An 18,137-nucleotide genomic window follows, 5' to 3' on the forward strand; every position below is an offset into this window, starting at 1 on the left:
GATGGGCATGACGAGGCAGGGCTGGCGGCGGATCGCGCTGCTGGCGGGGGTTGCGGCCCTGACCCTTCCGCCGCTGCCGGCGGGCGCGCAGGAAGGTCTGACGGCGGTGATCCTGCGCGGCCGCGCGGTGGATGGCCGGGCCGCCGCCCCGGGCCCGACCGTGCTGGCCCCCGGGCTGCGGGTGGAAAGCCCGGCCGGCAGCTGGACCGAGATCGCGTTCTCCGACGGCAGTTCGGTGGTGCTGGAACCCGGCGCCGACTTCACGCTCCGCGGGATCGAACGCGACCCGGGCACGGGCCGGCTGGTGGTGCGCGCCGTCTCCGGCCGGGGGCAACTGCGCGTCTCGGCCTCCGGCGGGCTCGACATCGTCATCGTGACGCCGGGGGCGGAGGTGCGGGTCGGCAGCGCATCGGCCGTGGTCAATGCCGGCCCGCCCGGCTTCGCATCCCTGACCGCGGGCCGCAGCGTGACGGTGCGCCGCGCCGATGGGCGTGAGGACGTGATCCGCCGCCCTGGCTTCTCGGTCGCCTTCGACGATGGCGGCCCGCGCCGCCAGAGCCGCGAGCAGATCGCCGAGAGCGTCGCCCCCTTCGCGCCGGTGACGGCCACGCGCGGCCGGGGGCGGGAGGACCGCGCGACCGAGGTGGCCGAGGCGCCGGCCTTCGACCCGACGCAGGAGACCGCGCGCCGCAACCGCAGCGAGACGGTGGCGCTGCCGGGCGTGCAGGGCGGGCAGCAGGGGGGTGGTGCGGGGGGCGGCGGGCGGCGTGGTGCCGCCGGGTTCGGGCTGGCCAGCGCATCTCTCTTCGGGGGCGGTGCGCTCGGTTCGGCTTTCGCTGCTCCGGGCGCGAATTCCGCCGCAACCAATGTCGATGCGGGAGAGGCCGGGCTTTTCGTGTCGCGGGGCGACCAGAGCGGCGCCAGCATCGAGTCCGCATCCGGCGCAACGCGGGTACCGATCGGGATCGAGCAGCTTCAGCCCTTCGCAACAGCCGCCAACCAGCCGATTACCGGCCGCGTGCGCCGCTTCGCGCCGGAGGCGTCCGGGGCGAACGCCAATCGGGATGACAGCGGTCTCGTGCAACTTCCGGGGGGCTCAGATCGCCGCACGGCCGGCGGTCTGTTCCAGAACTTCGCACAGGGATCCGTGGCATCCAGCCTCGCAGCAGGGCAGACATTCTACGACGCGGTGACGAATGTGGGCGTGGTGAATCTGGTCGTGTGGCAGCCGCGTGTGGCGTCCGGCCAGAACGGTGCCGGTTCCGATCTCGCCTTCACGCCGCGTTTCTATGTCACGGACAGCAACCTGCCCGTAGCAGCACGGTCTCCTTCCCCGACGTTCTTTGCCGGCCGGCAGCTGTCGGGCGGCGGCACGCCGGTCTTCGAATACTATCGAAACCGTGACGGCACGCAGGTCACCACGAACCAGAGCGAAGCATTCGAGTTCCCGCTTGCGGAACGAGCACGCAATCCTGCTTTGCGGCCGGGATTCACGTTTTTCGACGCCGCGTTCAACAACCCGACCTCTGCCTATTCGGGCGGCAGCGTCTTCGAGGTTGGCCTGCAGTCCGCGGCGATCCCTGGTCCGGGGCAGCCGTCGAACGGGCGTATCGCCATCACGAATCCACCATCCGCCACCGGCGATGTCTTCCGCCTTTCAGGCGGGAACGGGCTGGCCATGTATCAGGGGCCACCGCTCTCGCGCGTGGAGTACGAGACGTCCGACGTCGGGATCAACGTACGTGATCCGTTCCGTATCCCCATCTCCGGCGCAACGGTAATCGACCCCGCGACCCGCGTCGCCAATGTCGCACCCGGCGTCTTCATCATCGACAAGTTCACCGTCAGCAACGATGTGCTGCGCGACACCCGCGGCATCCAGGCGGGCGAGCGATATTTCGTCATTGGCGGGACACCGGTTCCCTTGCCTGGCAATCGCGGGCTGCCCGGCCCGAACAACGCTGCGCTCGGAGCAGGAACCGTCTCCCGCTTCGCCGTGTCGGACGGGCTGAACACCTTCGCCGGCTTCGTCGAGGGTCGGCGGATCGAGAACCAGTTCCGCACGCCTGGCGCGCCAGACCAGATCGCGGCGTTCCGCGAGTTCAACGCGTTCCGGCCGGAAATCACCTTCGTGCCGTCGTCGCCGCGAGGCGACACGCATCTGATCGTGGTCGCCGGGGCGAACGACCGCAACCCCGCGATGCGGGTGGACCTGCAGGTTGCGGCGGACGGCAGAAGCAGCGCGTCCGTGGCCACAGGCAGTTTCGGCGTACTGCCCGTAGATGTCAGCAGCATCGCTCTGTCCGGCAACGCAGTCGGATCGACGCGCGCAGGGACGCCCAGCACGGACACGTCGGCCACGCTGCGGCAGGGTTCGGTCGCCATCTCATCGGCGCTCGGCTCCCTAGGAACGGATCAGACGGGCTATGGCGCGCATGTCTTTGGCGGCAGTTCCGCCGCAAGCGGCCAGATGGGGTATTTCGCAGTCAGCCAGGCTGATGTGCGGCGCGGCCTCCCCGGACAGGATAGCGGGCAGCCCGGCAATCTCACTGCGCTCGGCGGTCCATCCAGCCAGTTCGGCTTCACCCGCCTCGCCACCAATGTCGGCGCGCCCAATCTCGGCCTCGCGCCCGGTCAGGTCGGCAACCTCCAGGGCTTCGCCTCCGGCGTCGTGGAACCCACGGCGGCGGGCGGGGCGCGGCAGGATCTCTACGCGGTGGCCGGCAACGTCGCGGTCCAGCCGCGCAACGCCAACGAGTTCACCGCCGGCCTCACGCTGTTCCCCCGCGCGCTCGGCGAGGTCTTCGCCGAGGCGCCGGCGGCGGAACCGCCGGCCGGGCGCGCGGCGCGCACGCTGTCCTTCGGCGCCGACAGCAACGGCCTGCCCACCACCGCCGTCGCCACCCCCGGCACCTTCGCGGGCGTCATCCCCGGCCAGGCGGCGATGGCGAGCGTGAATGCGGACCTGCTGGCCGGCATCCGGCGGCCGGACGGCTCCGCCACCAACCTGCCGCCCAGCAGCGAGCATCTCGCCTGGGGCTTCTTCCTCGGCGACCTGGTGGCGCAGGCCAATGGCAGCCCGCGGGAATACGCCAATCTCGGCTTCTGGGTGGCGGGGCGGCCGGTGGATGCGGCGGCGCTGCAATCCCTCACGGGCTCGGCCACCTATGCCGGCGGGATGATCGGGAATGTCGTGGACGGGCGCGGGCTGCGCAGCGTCGCGGGCGACTTCAGCCACGCCTTCAACTTCGGCACGCGGCAGGGCAACTTCTCCGCCAGCTTCGACGGCGCGGGCTTCGGCATCGGCACCGGCGTGGCGGCGGGGGCCGGCACCTTCAGCGGCAGCGGCGCGGGCGATGCGGGCCGCGTGCTGACCGTCCAGGGCGGCTTCTTCAACAATGGCGGCGTCTCGTCCGGGAACCTCCCGCGCGCGACCGGGGGCATCTTCGGCATCGCCGGGCAGAACTACGGCGCGAACGGCGTCTTCGTCGGCGCACGACCCTGATGCGCGCGGCGCGGCGGGCGGTCTTCGCCCTCGCGGCCGCCGCCCTCCTGCCCGCCCCCGCCGCCGCCCAGCGCGGCGGGGACAGCGCGGCCGCCGCCATGCAGGACGCCCGCGCCCTGGTCGCCCGCGGCGAGCCGGAGGCGGCGCTGGTGCGGCTGGAACGCTTCCTCGTCGCGCCGCGCGGCGCGGCGGAGCCGGACCTGCTCGCGCTCCGGCTCGAAGCGGCGCGCATCGCGGTGGCGGTGGGCGCGCCCGACCATGCCCGCACCCACCTCGCCCCGGCCGAGCGGATCGCGAATGGCGCGACGATGCGGCAGGAGCCGGTGCTGACCGCGCGGCTGCGGCGCGAATTCGCCCGCCTGCGCGAACGCATCGGCGACATCGCGGAGGCCGAGGCGCTGCTCGGCCAGGCACTGCCGCCACTGGTCACCGCCGACCCTGCCGCGGCGGCCGAGGCGGTGAATGCGCGGGGCGCGCTGCGGCTGGAACTGCTGCGGCTGGTCGACGCCACCGGCGATTTCCGCCGCAGCCTCGCGCTGCTCGCCCGCCTGCCCGGCGCGGGCGGGGAGCCGCAGGTGGCGGCGCTGACCAACCTCGCCATCGCGCAGGCCGAATCGGGGGAGGCCGCGGCCGCGCTGGATGCCGCGGCGCGCGCGCGCTTCGCCGCGGGGGCCGACCCGCGCCTGCTGCGCGCGGCGGACCTGGCGGAGGCGCAGGCGCGCATCGCCGGGCTCGACCTGCCGGCGGCGGATGCGCTGCTGGACCGCGTGGCGGCGGAATCGGCCGCCGACGACCCGCTGCGCGGCCATGCGCTGTCGGCGCTGGCGCGCGCGCGCTACGACCGCGGCGCCATCGCAGAAGCGGCCGAGGCGGCGGCGGCTGCCGTCGAGGCCTATCGCGCGACGATCGGCGAACGCCACCCGGCATTCGGGCGCGCGCTGCACACGCTCGGCACCGCGCAGCTCGAACTCGGCGACCGCGTGGCGGCCGCGGCGTCGCTGGCGCGGGCGGCGGGGGTGCTGCGCGCGGCGCTCGGACCCCGGTCGCAGCAGCGCCACGCGACGGAGGTGGAACGCGGCCTGATCGACCTGCGCGGCGGCAACCCCGCCGAGGCCGCACGCCGCGCGCGGGAGGCGCTGGCCGCCTATGCCGCCGCGCCGCCGCCCGACCGGCGCCCCGAAGGGCTGGCCACCATCCTGCTCGGCCTCGCCGCGGAAGCCGAGGGGCGCGACGCCGAGGCGGCGGCGCAGTTCCGCCGCGGCCAGGCGATGATCGAGGCGGCGCGCGGGCCGCACAGCCCCGATCTCGGCTTCTCCCTCGTGCGGCTCGGCCGGCTGCTGACGCGCACGGGGCGGCTGGAGGAGGCGGCGGCGCCGCTCGACCGCGCCATCGGCATCTATGAACGCATCGGCGGCGCGGGCACGGTGCGGCTGGCGGAAGCGGTCACGGCACGGGCCGAGCTGCGCGCCCGCGCCGGCCAGCGGCAGGGCGCGCTGGAGGATGCGCGGCGGGGGCTGGCGCTGCTGCGCGGGCGGATGGGCGCGGTGGACACGATCGGCGCCACCGCCGAGGCGCAGCGCCGCGGCGCGCGGGACCTGTTCGCCGCCCAGGCGCGGCTGCTGCTCGACCTGCTCCCCGGCGACGCGGCTGCCGAGGCGGACGCCTTCGCCGCGACGCAGGAGGCATTGACCACCCGCACGGGCGAGGCGGTGCGCCGCGCCATCGCGCGCCGCGCGGCGGGGGACGGGGAACTCGGCCGGCTGCTGCGGGCGCGGCAGGACGCGGCTGATGCGCTACGCCAGGCGGACAGCCTGGTCTTCGCCGCCGCCACGCGGTCCGGCGCCGAGGCGGGGCGCGCCGCCACCCTGTTCCGCGCGGCGCGCGAGGCCGCGGCGGCACGGCTGCGCGCGGCGAACGAGGCGCTGGCGTCCGGGCATCCGGGCCAGGCCGCCTTCCTTGCCCCGCGCCCCGCGGCGCTGGCGGATGTGCAGGCGATCCTCGGGGAGGACGAGGCGCTGCTCGCCCCCCTGGTCACGGAGGACGGGCTGCTGCTCTGGCTGGTGCGCCGCGGGGCGGTGCGGGCGCTGCGGCTGCCGATGCGCCAGGCGGAGATGGCGGAGCTGGTGCGGCGCCTGCGCGAGGGGCTGGACCTGGGCCGGCTCGACCGCGGGCTCCAGCTCGCGCCCTTCGACGGGGCGGCGGCGCGCGCGCTGCACGCGGCGCTGTTCGCGCCGGTGGTCGACGGGCCGGAGGCGCCGCGCCATGTCATCCTGGTCCCCGACGGCGCGCTGCAGCAGCTGCCGCCGCACCTGCTGGCCGACCGCGAGGGGCGCTGGCTGGTGCAGCGGCTGGCGGTCACCGTCGCGCCCTCGGTCGCCGCGGCGGTGGCGGCGCGGGCGGCAGCGGAGCGCGGCTCGCAGGCGCCGCTCGCCTTCCTGGGCGTGGCGGACCCGGTCTTCGACCGCTTCGCCGATGATGCCCGCATGGCGCGCCGCGGGCCGCCCGCGGGGCTGCGCCGCCAGCTCGCGGCGCTGGACCGGCTGGCGGACACGGCCGACGAAGTGCGCCGCATCGCCGGCCTGCTGGGCGAGGGTGACAGCCGGCTGGTGCTGCGGGACGCCGCGACGGAACGCGGGGTGATGCAGGCGGAGCCCCGGCGCTTCCGCGTCATCTCCTTCTCGACCCATGCGCTGATGGCCGGCGAGCTGCCGGGGCTTGCGGAGCCGGCCATCGTGCTGACCGCCGATGACGACGACGCGCCGATGGACGGGCTGCTCACCGCGTCCGACGTCGCGACGCTGGAGCTGGATGCGGAGCTGGTGATGCTGTCGGCCTGCAACACCGCAGCGCCGGATGGCGGCCCCTATGCCGAGGGGCTGTCGGGCCTGGCGCGCGCCTTCCTCCAGGCCGGGGCGCGGTCGCTGCTGGTCAGCCACTGGACGGTGTCGAGCGAGGCGACGGTGGCGCTGACCACGGCCTTCATCGCGGCGCAAAAATCCGCCCCCGGCGCGCGGCGGGCGGAGGCGCTGCGGCAGGCGATGCTGCGGATGCTGACCGCTGATGGCCGCCACCTGCATCCCTCGGACTGGGCGCCCTTCGTCGTGGTGGGAGCGTAGGGCCGGCGCCTCAGCGCGCGGCGGGCGGCAGGGCGCGCCAGCCGATGTCGCGCCGGCAGAAACCGCCCGGCCAGTCGATCGCGTCGACGGCGGCATAGGCGGCGTCGCGCGCGGCCCCCAGCGTCGGCCCGGTGCCGCCCACCGCCAGCACGCGCCCGCCCTGCGCGACCACCGCGCCGTCTTCCCGCCGGGCGGTGCCGGCATGGAACAGCCGCGCGCCGGGGACCGCCGCGGCGCGGTCGAGCCCGCGGATCTCCGTCCCCCGCCGCGGCGTGCCGGGATAGCCTTCCGCCGCCATGATGACGACGAGGCTGTGCGCCCCGCCCCAGCGCAGCGTGGCGGTGCCGAGCGTGCCGTCGCAGGCGGCGGCCAGCACGGGCAGCAGGTCGCCTTCCAGCCGCAGCATCAGCGCCTGGCATTCCGGGTCGCCGAAGCGGACGTTGAACTCGATGAGCTTCGGCCCCGCCGCGGTCAGCATCAGCCCGGCGAAGAGCACGCCGCGGAAGGGCGTGCCGCGGCGCGCCATCTCGGCCAGGGTCGGGCGGATGATCTCGGCCATCACGCGGTCCTGCATGGCGGGCGTGAAGGCGGGCGGGGGGGAATAGGCGCCCATGCCGCCGGTGTTCGGGCCGGTGTCGCCCGCCCCCACCCGCTTGTGGTCCTGCGCGGCGCCGAGCGGCAGGGCGGTGGTGCCGTCGCACAGCGCGAAGAAGGACACCTCCTCCCCCACCAGGCAGTCCTCGATCACCAGGCTCGCGCCCGCCTCGCCGTGGATGCGGGATTCCATGATGTCGGCCACCGCCGCCTCCGCCTCCTCCAGCGTCGCGGCGACGACCACGCCCTTGCCCGCGGCCAGGCCATCGGCTTTCACCACCACCGGCGCGCCGTGTCGGCGCAGATGCGCGCGCGCCGCCCCCGCATCGTCGAAGCGCGCCCATGCGGCGGTGGGCACGCCGGCCGCATCGGCCACCTGCTTGCAGAAGGCCTTGGAGCCTTCGAGGCGCGCCGCCTCCCGCCCCGGCCCGAAGCAGCGCAGGCCGGCCGCCGCGCAGGCATCGGCCAGGCCGAGCGTCAGCGGCGCCTCCGGCCCGCAGACGACGAGGTCCACCTGCCTCTCCCGCGCGAAGGCGACGAGGGCGGGGACGTCCTCCGCCCCGATCGGCACGCAGTCCGCCACTTCCGCGATGCCGGGATTGCCCGGCGCGCACCACAGCTTCGCCAGCAGGGGGGAGGCCGCGATCTTCCAGCACAGCGCATGTTCCCGCCCGCCGCCGCCCACCACGAGAACGCGCATTGCCCTGCCCTTCGCCACCACCCGCGCGTGCTGTTCCGCGCGGGCGCCGCTTAGCATAGGTTCGGGGCATGGACAGCACGCCCCCGGGCCCGGCCGGCACCTCCAACGTCCCGGAATTCGCGGTCTCCGAGATCGCCGGCGCGGTGCGCCGCACGCTCGAAGGCGCCTTCGGGCGCGTGCGGGTGCGCGGCGAGATCACGGAATGCAAGCGCTACCCCTCCGGCCACATCTACTTGTCGCTGAAGGACGAGAACGCGAAGCTGGAATCGGTGGTCTGGCGCACCTCCGTCCCGCGGCTGTCCGTCCAGCCGGAGAACGGGGTGGAGGTAATCGCCACTGGGAAGATCACCACCTATGCCGACCGGTCGAAATACCAGCTCGTCATCGACCGGCTGGAATTCGCGGGCGAGGGCGCGCTGCTCGCCCGCATCGAGACGCTGCGGCGGAAGCTGCTGGCCGAGGGCCTGTTCGAGGAGGCGCGCAAGCGCCCCCTGCCGGTGCTGCCGCTGGTCGTCGGCGTGGTGACCAGCGAGGCCGGCGCGGTGATCCAGGACATCCGCACCACCATCGGGCGGCGCTTCCCGCGCCGGATCATCCTGTGGCCCGTCCCCGTGCAGGGCGCGGGCGCGGCGGAACGGATCGCCGCCGCGATCGAGGGGTTCGGCCGGCTTCCCGCCGGCGGTCCGGTGCCGCGGCCGGATGTGGTCATCGTCGCGCGCGGGGGCGGCAGCCTCGAGGACCTGATGGCCTTCAACGAGGAGGTGGTGGTGCGCGCCGCGGCGCTGTGCCCGATCCCGCTGATCAGCGCGGTCGGGCACGAGACGGACACGACGCTGATCGACTTCGCCTCCGACCGCCGCGCGCCGACGCCGACGGCGGCGGCGGAGCTTGCGGTGCCCGCGCGGGCCGAATTGCTGGCAGCGCTGTCGCAGACCGATGCGCGGCTGCGCGGCGCCGCCACCCGCCTGCTGCGCACGGCCGAGACGGCGCTGCTCCGCATCGAGCGCCGGCTGCCCGACATCCCGGCGCAGGTCGGCGAATGGCGCCGGCGGCTGGACGAGGCGGGGGAGGCGCTGCCCGGCGCGCTGCTGGCGCTGGCGCGCCGCAAGCGCGATGCACTCGCGCCGCTCGTGCTGCCGCATCCGCGCGCCGGCATCGCCGCGCGCCGCGCCGCGCTCGACCTGCTCGATGCGCGGCGCGCCGCGGCCTTCGCGCGCATCGCCCAGCGCGGGCGCGGCAGCCGCGCGCTGCAGGCCTTCTCCGCCGCCCCGGTGGAGGCGCTGCTGCGCCAGCGGCGGACGCAGCTGGAAGGGCTCTCGGCGCGGCTGGAATCGGTGTCCTACCAGTCCGTGCTGGCGCGGGGCTTCGCCCTGGTTCGCGATGCGGAGGGCGAGCCGCTGACCCGCGCGGCGGATGTCGCGCCGGGCGCGCGGCTGTCCATCGCCTTCGCCGACGGCACGGTGGGCGCGACCGCCGAGGGCGAGGCGCCGAGGCGCCCGCGCCTGCCGAAGCCCGCGCGCACCGCACAGGGATCGCTGCTGTGATCGCCCGCCGCCACCTCCTCGCCGCCCCGGCGCTGCTGCTGGCCCGCCCCGCCGCCGCCGTCACCTGGCGGGGCGAGCCGGCGCAGGGCGCGCTGCTGGTCGGGCGCGCGGCGCCGGGGACGCGGCTCGCCCTCGACGGGCGGGCGGTGCGCGTCAGCCCCGAGGGGCTGTTCGCCTTCGGCTTCGGCCGCGACGAGGACGAGACGGCGACCCTCGCCGTCACCCATCCCGACGGCCGCGCGGAGACGCGCGCGCTGGCGGTGCGGCGCCGGGCCTGGGACGTGCAGAACATCAACGGCCTGCCCCCCGCGCAGGTGACGCCGGACGACACCGCGCTTCGCCGCATCATGGCGGAGCGCGAGCGGCTGGGCGCCGCGCGGGCGAAGGACAGCGCGCGCACCGACTTCGCCGCCCCCCTGGCCTGGCCGGCGCGCGGGCGGGTCAGCGGCGTCTTCGGCAGCCAGCGCGTGCTGAACGGCCAGCCGCGCCAGCCGCATTACGGCTTCGACATCGCGGGCCCGGTCGGCACGCCGGTCTCCGCCGCGCTGGGCGGGCATGTCACCCTGTCGGGCGAGTTCTTCTTCTTCGGCCACCTGCTGGTGATCGACCACGGGCACGGGGTGAACACGCTCTACGCGCATCTGTCGGAACGGCTGGTGGCGGAGGGCGAGGTGGTGGCGCGCGGGCAGGTGGTGGCGCGGATGGGTGCGACGGGGCGCGTCACCGGGCCGCACCTGCACTTCTCGCTCTCCTGGTACCAGACCTGGCTCGACCCGCAGCCGCTGCTGCCGCCGGGCTGAGGAACAGCCCCGCGCGCGCCGCGTTCGCCCCCCGACACCGCAGGGACCACGCCATGCCAGACGGCCAGTTCGCCACCTATCCCAGCCTGCGCGACCGTCCTGTGCTGATCACCGGCGGCGCTTCCGGCATCGGCGCGGAGCTGGTGCGCCAGTTCCGCGCCCAGGGATCGCGCACCGCCTTCCTCGACTTCGACGACGCCAATGGCCGCAAGGTGGCGGAGGCCACCGGCGCGCTGTTCTTCCAATGCGACCTGCGCGACATCGCCGCACTCCGCGCCGCCATCGCCGAGGGCGCGCGGCGATGCGGCGACTTCCTCGTCCTCGTCAACAACGCCGCGCGCGACGACCGCCACGGGCTGGAGACGGTGGAGCCCGAATACTGGGACGAACGGATGGCCACCAACCTGCGCCACCAGTTCTTCTGCGCCCAGGCGGTCGCGCCGGGGATGCGCCGCGCGGGGCAGGGCTCCATCATCAACATGGGCAGCGTCAGCTGGATGTCCGGCCAGGGGGGCATGCCTGCCTACACCGCCGCGAAATCCGCGGTGCGGGGGCTGACGCGCGGCCTTGCGCGCGACCTCGGCGGGGATGGCATCCGCTGCAACGAGGTGGTGCCCGGCTGGGTCTTCACCGACCGGCAGGAACAGCTCTGGGCGACGCCGGAGGGCGTGGCCGCGCATCTCGCCGCGCAGTCCATCCACCGCAAGGTGATGCCGGAGGACATCGCGCGGATGACGCTGTGGCTGGCGGCCGACGACAGCCGGATGGTGACGTCGCAGCATTTCGTGGTGGACGGCGGGAAGATCTGACGGCGCGCATCCGTCACCCAGGATTCACGCCGCGCGGCGCGCGGGGCGGCTACAGCCCGCCCACGCAACGGCCGCGGCATCGCCGCGTTGCCGCTGCGAACAGCAGCCGGGATGCGCCGCCTCATGGACATGAACGCGACGAGGCGGCGCTACCGGACGGTGTTCCTGTCGGACCTGCACCTCGGCACCCGCGGCAGCCGCACCGACTTCCTGGTCGACTTCCTGACCCGCACCGACTGCGACCGGCTGTTCCTGGTGGGCGACATCGTGGATGGCTGGCGACTGCGGAAGTCCTGGTTCTGGGACGCGGCGCATGACGAGGTGGTGCGCCTCCTCCTCGCCAAGGCGCGCGCGGGGACGGAGGTGACCTACATCCCCGGCAACCACGACGAGATGCTGCGCGACTGGCTGGGGATGGAGATCGCCGGCGTGCGGCTGCAGAACGAGGCGGTGCACACCGCCGCCGACGGCCGGCGCTTCCTGGTGATCCACGGCGACCAGTTCGACAGCGTGGTGCGCTACGCGCCGCTGCTCGCCCATCTCGGCGACGGGGCCTATGACCTGGCGCTGGTGCTGAACCGCTGGTTCAACGCGGCGCGCCGGCGGCTCGGCTACCCCTACTGGTCGCTGTCGCAATGGCTGAAGCGCCAGGTGAAGGGCGCGGTGAAGGCGATCGACAGGTTCGAGGTCGCGCTGGCGCAGGAAGCGCGGCGGCGCGGGCTGGATGGCGTGGTCTGCGGCCACATCCACCATGCCGAGATGCGGCAGGTGCAGGGCGTGCTCTACATGAACGACGGCGACTGGGTGGAGAGCTGCACCGCGCTGGTCGAGCATGCCGATGGCCGGTTCGAGCTGCTGGACTGGGCGCGGGAGAGCCGGCTGTCGATGTTCCCGGGCGCCGCCCCGGCCCTGCCGCAGGCCGCCTGACGCCGATGCCCGCGGACGGCGCGCCCTGGGGCCTGGGCGGGGTCGCCCCGACGGCGCCGGCGGCGCCCTGGCGCATCCTTGTCGTCAGCGATGCCTGGGTGCCGCAGGTCAATGGCGTGGTCCGCACCCTGGCCGCGGTGGCCGACGAGCTGCGTCGTGCCGGCGACGTGGTGGAGGTGATCGGCCCCGACCGCTTCGCGACGCTGCCGATGCCCGGCTATGCCGAGATCAGGCTCGCCCTCGCCCCGCGCCGGCGCCTGGCGCGGCTGGCCGACGCCTTCCGTCCGGAGGCGGTGCACATCGCCACGGAAGGCCCGCTGGGCTGGGCGATGCGGGCGTTGTGCCGGCGGCGGGGATGGCCCTTCACCACCAGCTTCCACACCCGCTTCCCGGACTACCTGCACGCCCGCACCGGCATCCCGCGCGCCTGGTCCTGGGCGCTGCTGCGGCGCTTCCACGCGGCAGGCGCCGGCACCTTCTGCGCCACGCCTTCGCTGGCGGGGGAACTGGCGGAGCGCGGCTTCGGGCGGGTGCTGCCCTGGTCACGCGGGGTCGACCTCGACCTGTTCCACCCCGATGCCGCAGGCCGCGGCCCGGCCGAGGCATGGGAGGCGCTGCCGCGGCCGGTCTTCCTCCATGTCGGGCGCGTGGCGGTGGAGAAGAACATCGAATCCTTCCTCGCGCTCGACCTGCCGGGCAGCAAGGTCGTGGTGGGCGACGGGCCGCAGCGCGCGGCGCTGATGCGGCGCTTCCCGGCAGCCCATTTCACCGGCTGGCGCGGCGGGGCGGCGCTGGCGCGCTGCTACGCGGCGGCGGATGCGCTGGTGTTCCCATCCCGCACCGACACCTTCGGGCTGGTGGTGCTGGAGGCGCTGGCCTGCGGGACGCCGGTGGCGGCGCATCCCGTGCCGGGGCCGCGCGACATCCTGGGCGATGCGCCGGTGGGTGCGCTGGGGGAGGACCTGCGCGCCGCCTGCCTGCGGGCGCTGTCGGCGGACCGCGCCGCCTGCCGGGCGCATGCCGCGCGCTTCTCCTGGGCGGCCTGCGCGCGGCGCTTCCGGGACAGCCTGGTGGGCGTCGCGGACCGGGACGGCGCGGCGGGCTGATGCCAAGCGGCCTTGCCGGCGGCTCGATGGCGGCCGCCATCCGGCGGCCCGCATGGGGCCCCCGGCCGGGGTGCCGTTTTGCCGGCCGGTTGGGGCGTGCTAACGGGGCGCCGATGGCCCCCGCCCGCCTTTCCGGAACGAGATGCGCAGGCTGATCCGCCATCCGGCGGTCCAGGCCGGGCTGGCGCGGCTGCTCGGCGGCTACCTCGCCTTCGTCATCCGCACCACGCGCTGGACCCTCGGGGGCGAGGGGACGGATGCGGCCGTGCGGGAACTGGAGGCCGGGCGGCCGCTGATCGTCGCCTTCTGGCACGAACGCCTGCCGCTGGTCCCGCCGCTGCGCGACCTGGCGGCGGCGCGCACCGCCCGGGCAAGCGCCCTGACGCCCCGCGTCCTGGTCAGCCGGCACCGGGACGGGCGCTTCATCGGCAACGTGATGCACCGCTTCGGCGCGCGGATGATCTACGGGTCGTCCCGCCGCGGCGGCGCGCCGGCGATGATCGAGATGCTGCGCGCCCTGCGCGAGGGGGACCCGGTGCTGATCACCCCCGACGGCCCGCGCGGGCCGCGGCGGCGGGCGGCGGCGGGGGTGGCGCAGTTGGCGGCCATGTCGGGCGCGGTGGTGGTGCCGCTCGGCGCCGCCTCCACCCGCCACCGCATCCTGCCGAGCTGGGATAGGATGATGCTGCCCCTGCCCTTCGGCCGCGCCGTGCTGGTGTGCGGCGCACCCGTCGCCGTGCCGCGCGACGGGGCGGATGCGGCGCTGCCGGCCATCGCCGCCGGCATCACGGCGGCGACGGATGCGGCGGATGCGGCGCTCGGCATTGTGCCGGCGAACGGCGGATGATGGTCGGCCCCTTCGCCTGGCGCCTGGCGGCCGCCGCGCTCGCGCCGCTGCTGCCCTTCCACCTGGCCTGGCGCGCCCGGCGGGGGAAGGAGGTGCCCGGCCGGCTCGGCGAACGCCGCGGCCTCGGCGCGGAACGCCCGCCGGGGCGGCTGTTCTGGCTGCATGCCGCGAGCGTGGGGGAAACCGTCTCCGCCCTGCCGGTGGTCGAGGCGATGGCGCGGCGCGACCCGGCGCTGCGCTTCCTGGTCACCACCGGCACCGCCACCTCCGCCGCGATGCTGGCGGGGCGGCTGCCGGCGGCGCTCGCCCCCGCGGTGCAGCACCGCTTCGTCCCACTCGACGTGCCGGGCTGGGCGGCGCGCTTCCTCGATGGCTGGCGCCCCGATGCGGGCGCCTTCGTCGAGAGCGAGCTCTGGCCCAACCTGCTGGCCGCGGCGCGGGCGCGCGGCATCCCGATGGCGCTGGTCAATGCGCGGATGAGCCCGCGCAGCGCCGCGCGCTGGGCCCGCGCGCCGGCGCTGGCGCGGGCCGCGCTGTCCGCCTTCGGGCTGGTGCTGGCGCGGTCCGAGGGCGACCGGGACAGGCTCGCCGCGCTCGGCGCCGCCGGGGCGCGCTGCTGGGGCGACCTGAAGGCCGCGGCGCCGCCGCTGGCCGCGGACCCCGCCGCGTTGGCGCGGCTGCGGGAGGCGGTCGGCACCCGCCCGGTCTTCCTCGCCGCCTCCACCCATCCGGGGGAGGAGGCGCTGGCGGTCGCCGCGCACCGGGACCTGGCGCGGGACCGGCCGGACCTGCTGACCGTGCTGGTCCCCCGCCACCCTGAACGCGGCCCCGCCGTCGCGGAGGAGGCCGCGGCGGCGGGGCTGGCCGTCGCGCGGCGGCGCGCGGGCGGCGCGCCGGGGCCGGATGTGGCGGTCTATGTCGCGGACACGATTGGGGAGCTTGGCCTGTTCTACCGGCTGGCGACGGTCGCGCTGGTCGGCGGGTCGCTGGTGCCGCATGGCGGGCAGAACCCGCTGGAGCCGGCACGGCTGCGCTGCCCCATCCTGCTCGGCCCCTTCACGCAGAATTTCGAGGAGGCGGTGGCGCGGCTGCTGGCGGCGGGCGGGGCGCTGCCCGTGCCGGATGGCGGCGCGCTGGCGCGCGTGGCGGCCGACGTGCTATCCAGCCCCGGCCGCGCGCGCGCCCTGGCCGATGCCGCCGCCGCGGTCGCCGACACCCATGCCGGCCTGCCGGACGCGGTGGCGGCGGCGCTGCTCGATCTGCTGCCGGGACCGGGCGGGGCGGTGGAATTCCAGCCGTGTCCGCCGGGCTTGTCTGGGTCAACAACTGTCTGAACGACTGTCCGAGGTCCGATGCGAGCACCCGGTTTCTGGGTGGGCGGCACGGGGGGTCTTGCGCCCCTGCTGCTCTCCCCCTTCTCGGCCCTCTACGCCGCCGCGACCGCGCGGCGCATGGCCCGCCCGGGCTGGCAGGCGCCGGTGCCGGTGATCTGCTGCGGCAACGCCACCGCGGGCGGCGCGGGCAAGACCACGGTGGCCGCCGATCTCGGCCGGCGCCTGGCCGACCGCGGCGTCGCCTCGCATTTCCTGCTGCGCGGCTATGGCGGCACAGCCCGCGGCCCGCTGCGCGTCGACCCCGCGACGCATGACAGCACGGCCGTCGGCGACGAGGCGCTGCTGCTGGCCGAGATCCGGCCGACCTGGATTTCCGCCGACCGCGGCGCGGGGGCGAGGGCCGCGGTGGCGGGCGGCGCGCAGGCCATCGTGATGGATGACGGGCTGCAGAACCCGACGCTGGCGAAGGACCTGTCGCTGCTGGTGGTCGATGGCGGCTTCGGCTTCGGCAACGGCCGCATCATCCCCGCCGGCCCCCTGCGCGAACCGGTGGCCGCGGCCGCCGCGCGCTGCCAGGCGGCGGTGCTGATCGGCGCCGACGAATGCGGCGTGCTGGACCAGCTTCCCCCCTCGCTTCCCGTGCTGCGCGCGCGGCTCGTCCCCGGGCCGGAAGCGGCGATGCTGGCGGGCCAGCCGGTCTTCGCCTTCTGCGGCATCGCCAGCCCGCGCAAGTTCTTCGCCACGCTCCAGGAAGCCGGCGCGGTGCTGGCGGGGCGGGAATCCTTCGCCGACCACTACCCCTATGACGAGGGGGACCTGAAGGACCTGCTGGCGCAGGCCGAGGCGCTGCGCGCCCTGCCGGTGACGACGAAGAAGGACTTCGTCCGCATCCCGCCGCAGTTCCGCTCCCGCGTCACCGTGGTGACGGTGGGGCTGGCCTGGGAGGAATCGGCCCGGATCGAAAGCCTGCTCGACCCGCTGGCGGGCCGCGTGCCCATCCCCGCCTGATATCGGCCGGCGTGAATGCTGACGCATTCCCGCCCCTCAGGCGCCGGGCGGGCCGCATCCGCGGCCCTTGGCTCCGCGGCACGCGCCGCGGCCGCCATTCGGCGGCTCGCCCGGCGCCAAGAACGCCGGGCGCCATCGGATCGCCATCATCGCCGGTCGGTATGAGGCCATGCCCATGGTCGAGGTCTTTTCCATCGCCGTCTGCCCCTTCGCGCAGCGCACCCGCATGGTGCTGGCGCTGAAGGGCGTGCCCTTCACCCTGACCGAGATCGACATCACCCGCCCCCGGCCCGACTGGTTCCTGGCGATGAACCCGCTGGGCCAGGTGCCGGTCATCCGCCATGCGGGGCGCGTGCTGAACGAATCGAGCGTCATCAACGAATACCTCGACGAGGTCTTCCCGCAGCCACGCCTGCTGCCCGAGGACGCCTTCCGCCGCGCGCAGTCCCGCATCCTGATCGACCGGGTGAACCAGGACTTCGTGCCGGCCATGTACGGGCTGCTGATGAACCAGGACCCCGCCCGCCATGCGGAGCTGACGGCGCGCGCGCTGGCGGGCTGGCGCTGGCTCGACGCCTTCCTGATGCGCCATTCCCCGGACGGCACCTTCCTGTGGGACGCCTTCGGCATGGCCGACCTCTCCGTCGCGCCCTTCTTCCAGCGATACTGCCTGGACGAGCATTACCGCGGCTTCCGCCTGCCGGAGACGCCGGACCATGCCCGCGTGCGCCGCTGGCGCGATGCGCTGCTGGCGCATCCGCTGGTGGTCGCCACCGGCATGCCGGCGGGGGACTTCATCCGGCTCTACGAGGATTACGCGCTGGGCCACGGCAACGGCGCAGTGCCGCCGGGGCGGGAGAGGAGTTCCTTCGACCTCTCCATCCCCCTCGCCTCCCGCCCGCTGCCCGCGCCGCCGGCCTGGATCACGGCGTCGGGCTGATGCGGCGGCCCCGGGATGGGGCGGGAGCGGATATTCCGCCCTTGACGAACCGTCCGGCCGGTATAGTTCATGCCCATGGCCGATGGTCCCGCCCCGCCCGCCGATGCCCGCACCCGCATCCTCGACGCCGCCGAGGCGATCGTGCAGGCGCGCGGCGTCCCTGCCCTGACGCTGGGCGCCGCGGCGCGGGATGCCGGTGTCTCCAAGGGCGGGCTGCTCTATCATTTCGCCTCCAAGGAAGCCCTGCTGGCCGCCATGCTGAACCGCCTGGCGGAGGCGATCGGGCGCGAGTTCGAGGCGACGGTCGCCGCCGTGCCGGAAGGCACCGGCCGCGTCGCCCGCGCGATGCTCGCCTGGGCCTGCCAGGAGGACGCCTGCCGCCACCATGACCGCGCCGCGGCGGTGTTCCTCGCCGCTTTCCACCACGACCCCGCCCTGCTCGACCCCGTGCGCGCCGTCTTCGCGCGGATGCGCGCGGCGCTGGCGGCGGACGGGCTGCCGCCGGGCTTCGGCCAGGCGGTGATGTGCGCGACCGACGGGCTGTTCATGGCCCGCATCTTCGGCCTCTACGCGCTGGACCCCGCCGAGATGGCGGCGCTGCGCGGCGCGCTGGAGACGCTGGCGGGGGCGCGGGCGTGACCCGCCGCCGGCTCGCCCTCGGCGCCGCGCTGCTCGCCCTCGCGGGGCTCGGCGCCTTCGCCTGGATGCGCCCGGGCGAGGCGGAGCGCGCACCCGCGCCGGCCGCGGCGGCGGGCGCGCCGTTCGGCGTCGGCGGGGGGGGGGGGGGGGGGGGGGGGCCCGGGCCGCCCCCCCCCCCCCCCCCGGGGGGGGGGGGGGGGGGGGGGGGGGGGGGGGGGGGGGGGGGGGGGGGGCGGGCGGGCGGGGGGGGGGCGGGGGGGGGGGGCGG

The 18,137-nt window shown here is 75.7% G+C and carries 13 protein-coding genes; 12 read left to right on the forward strand and 1 reads right to left on the reverse strand.

Features of this window, described 5'->3' with window-relative positions; genetic code table 11:
• Window positions 1-160 precede the first annotated feature (160 nt).
• Together ACK8OX_RS18830 and ACK8OX_RS18835 are read left to right on the forward strand one after the other, a co-directional pair.
• Complete coding sequence (locus tag ACK8OX_RS18830; protein WP_430665775.1) at window positions 161-3,505, forward strand: hypothetical protein; 3,345 nt, start codon at window positions 161-163, stop codon at window positions 3,503-3,505.
• Complete coding sequence (locus ACK8OX_RS18835; RefSeq protein ID WP_430665776.1) at window positions 3,505-6,621, forward strand: CHAT domain-containing protein; 3,117 nt, start codon at window positions 3,505-3,507, stop codon at window positions 6,619-6,621. The genes ACK8OX_RS18830 and ACK8OX_RS18835 overlap by 1 nt, the downstream gene beginning before the upstream one ends.
• A gap of 10 nt (window positions 6,622-6,631) precedes the next feature.
• On the opposite strand, the gene purD is transcribed toward ACK8OX_RS18835, so the two are convergent.
• Complete coding sequence (gene purD / locus ACK8OX_RS18840) at window positions 6,632-7,915, reverse strand: phosphoribosylamine--glycine ligase (protein ID WP_430665787.1); 1,284 nt, start codon at window positions 7,913-7,915, stop codon at window positions 6,632-6,634.
• 68 nt (window positions 7,916-7,983) lie between these two features.
• Here purD and xseA point away from each other — a divergent pair, with 68 nt between their 5' ends.
• The 10 genes from xseA (at window position 7,984) to ACK8OX_RS18890 (ending at window position 17,869) form a co-directional block, all read left to right on the forward strand.
• A complete protein-coding gene (xseA, locus tag ACK8OX_RS18845) occupies window positions 7,984-9,459 on the forward strand; it encodes an exodeoxyribonuclease VII large subunit (RefSeq protein WP_430665777.1) in 1,476 nt (491 codons plus the stop codon).
• Window positions 9,456-10,259, forward strand: a complete 804-nt coding sequence (locus ACK8OX_RS18850) for a M23 family metallopeptidase (RefSeq protein ID WP_430665778.1) — start codon at window positions 9,456-9,458, stop codon at window positions 10,257-10,259. Before xseA ends, ACK8OX_RS18850 begins: the two co-directional genes overlap by 4 nt.
• A 53-nt stretch (window positions 10,260-10,312) precedes the next feature.
• Window positions 10,313-11,068 carry an SDR family NAD(P)-dependent oxidoreductase gene (locus ACK8OX_RS18855; protein ID WP_430665779.1) on the forward strand — a complete coding sequence of 252 codons (756 nt, stop codon included), beginning with the start codon at window positions 10,313-10,315 and terminating at the stop codon, window positions 11,066-11,068.
• Between the two features lie 123 nt (window positions 11,069-11,191).
• The gene (locus tag ACK8OX_RS18860) at window positions 11,192-11,995 is read left to right on the forward strand and encodes a UDP-2,3-diacylglucosamine diphosphatase (protein WP_430665788.1); all 804 of its coding nucleotides are present in this window, start codon (window positions 11,192-11,194) and stop codon (window positions 11,993-11,995) included.
• A gap of 5 nt (window positions 11,996-12,000) precedes the next feature.
• Complete coding sequence (locus tag ACK8OX_RS18865) at window positions 12,001-13,101, forward strand: glycosyltransferase family 4 protein (protein ID WP_430665780.1); 1,101 nt, start codon at window positions 12,001-12,003, stop codon at window positions 13,099-13,101.
• 142 nt (window positions 13,102-13,243) lie between these two features.
• The gene (locus ACK8OX_RS18870; protein ID WP_430665781.1) at window positions 13,244-13,948 is read left to right on the forward strand and encodes a lysophospholipid acyltransferase family protein; all 705 of its coding nucleotides are present in this window, start codon (window positions 13,244-13,246) and stop codon (window positions 13,946-13,948) included.
• Window positions 13,945-15,282 (forward strand): 3-deoxy-D-manno-octulosonic acid transferase, encoded by a 1,338-nt coding sequence (locus ACK8OX_RS18875; protein WP_430665782.1) that lies wholly within the window; start codon window positions 13,945-13,947, stop codon window positions 15,280-15,282. Before ACK8OX_RS18870 ends, ACK8OX_RS18875 begins: the two co-directional genes overlap by 4 nt.
• A gap of 18 nt (window positions 15,283-15,300) precedes the next feature.
• Window positions 15,301-16,290 (forward strand): tetraacyldisaccharide 4'-kinase, encoded by a 990-nt coding sequence (gene lpxK, locus ACK8OX_RS18880; protein WP_430665783.1) that lies wholly within the window; start codon window positions 15,301-15,303, stop codon window positions 16,288-16,290.
• A 175-nt stretch (window positions 16,291-16,465) separates the two neighbouring features.
• Window positions 16,466-17,230 (forward strand): glutathione S-transferase family protein, encoded by a 765-nt coding sequence (locus ACK8OX_RS18885; protein WP_430665784.1) that lies wholly within the window; start codon window positions 16,466-16,468, stop codon window positions 17,228-17,230.
• A gap of 75 nt (window positions 17,231-17,305) precedes the next feature.
• Window positions 17,306-17,869 carry a TetR/AcrR family transcriptional regulator gene (locus tag ACK8OX_RS18890; RefSeq protein WP_430665785.1) on the forward strand — a complete coding sequence of 188 codons (564 nt, stop codon included), beginning with the start codon at window positions 17,306-17,308 and terminating at the stop codon, window positions 17,867-17,869.
• Window positions 17,870-18,137: the final 268 nt, after the last annotated feature.

Source organism: Falsiroseomonas sp. CW058 (genome assembly GCF_050563535.1).
GTDB lineage: Bacteria > Pseudomonadota > Alphaproteobacteria > Acetobacterales > Acetobacteraceae > Falsiroseomonas.

What these genes read in the sequence shown, in the direction of transcription:
- ACK8OX_RS18860 (WP_430665788.1), top strand. Translation starts at nt 11,192, where the DNA reads ATGGACATGAACGCGACGAGGCGGCGCTACCGGACGGTGTTCCTGTCG.
- purD (WP_430665787.1), bottom strand. Translation starts at nt 7,915, where the DNA reads ATGCGCGTTCTCGTGGTGGGCGGCGGCGGGCGGGAACATGCGCTGTGC.
- ACK8OX_RS18885 (WP_430665784.1), top strand. Translation starts at nt 16,466, where the DNA reads ATGGTCGAGGTCTTTTCCATCGCCGTCTGCCCCTTCGCGCAGCGCACC.
- xseA (WP_430665777.1), top strand. Translation starts at nt 7,984, where the DNA reads ATGGACAGCACGCCCCCGGGCCCGGCCGGCACCTCCAACGTCCCGGAA.
- ACK8OX_RS18865 (WP_430665780.1), top strand. Translation starts at nt 12,001, where the DNA reads ATGCCCGCGGACGGCGCGCCCTGGGGCCTGGGCGGGGTCGCCCCGACG.
- ACK8OX_RS18835 (WP_430665776.1), top strand. Translation starts at nt 3,505, where the DNA reads ATGCGCGCGGCGCGGCGGGCGGTCTTCGCCCTCGCGGCCGCCGCCCTC.
- lpxK (WP_430665783.1), top strand. Translation starts at nt 15,301, where the DNA reads ATGCGAGCACCCGGTTTCTGGGTGGGCGGCACGGGGGGTCTTGCGCCC.
- ACK8OX_RS18870 (WP_430665781.1), top strand. Translation starts at nt 13,244, where the DNA reads ATGCGCAGGCTGATCCGCCATCCGGCGGTCCAGGCCGGGCTGGCGCGG.
- ACK8OX_RS18890 (WP_430665785.1), top strand. Translation starts at nt 17,306, where the DNA reads ATGGCCGATGGTCCCGCCCCGCCCGCCGATGCCCGCACCCGCATCCTC.
- ACK8OX_RS18855 (WP_430665779.1), top strand. Translation starts at nt 10,313, where the DNA reads ATGCCAGACGGCCAGTTCGCCACCTATCCCAGCCTGCGCGACCGTCCT.
- ACK8OX_RS18875 (WP_430665782.1), top strand. Translation starts at nt 13,945, where the DNA reads ATGATGGTCGGCCCCTTCGCCTGGCGCCTGGCGGCCGCCGCGCTCGCG.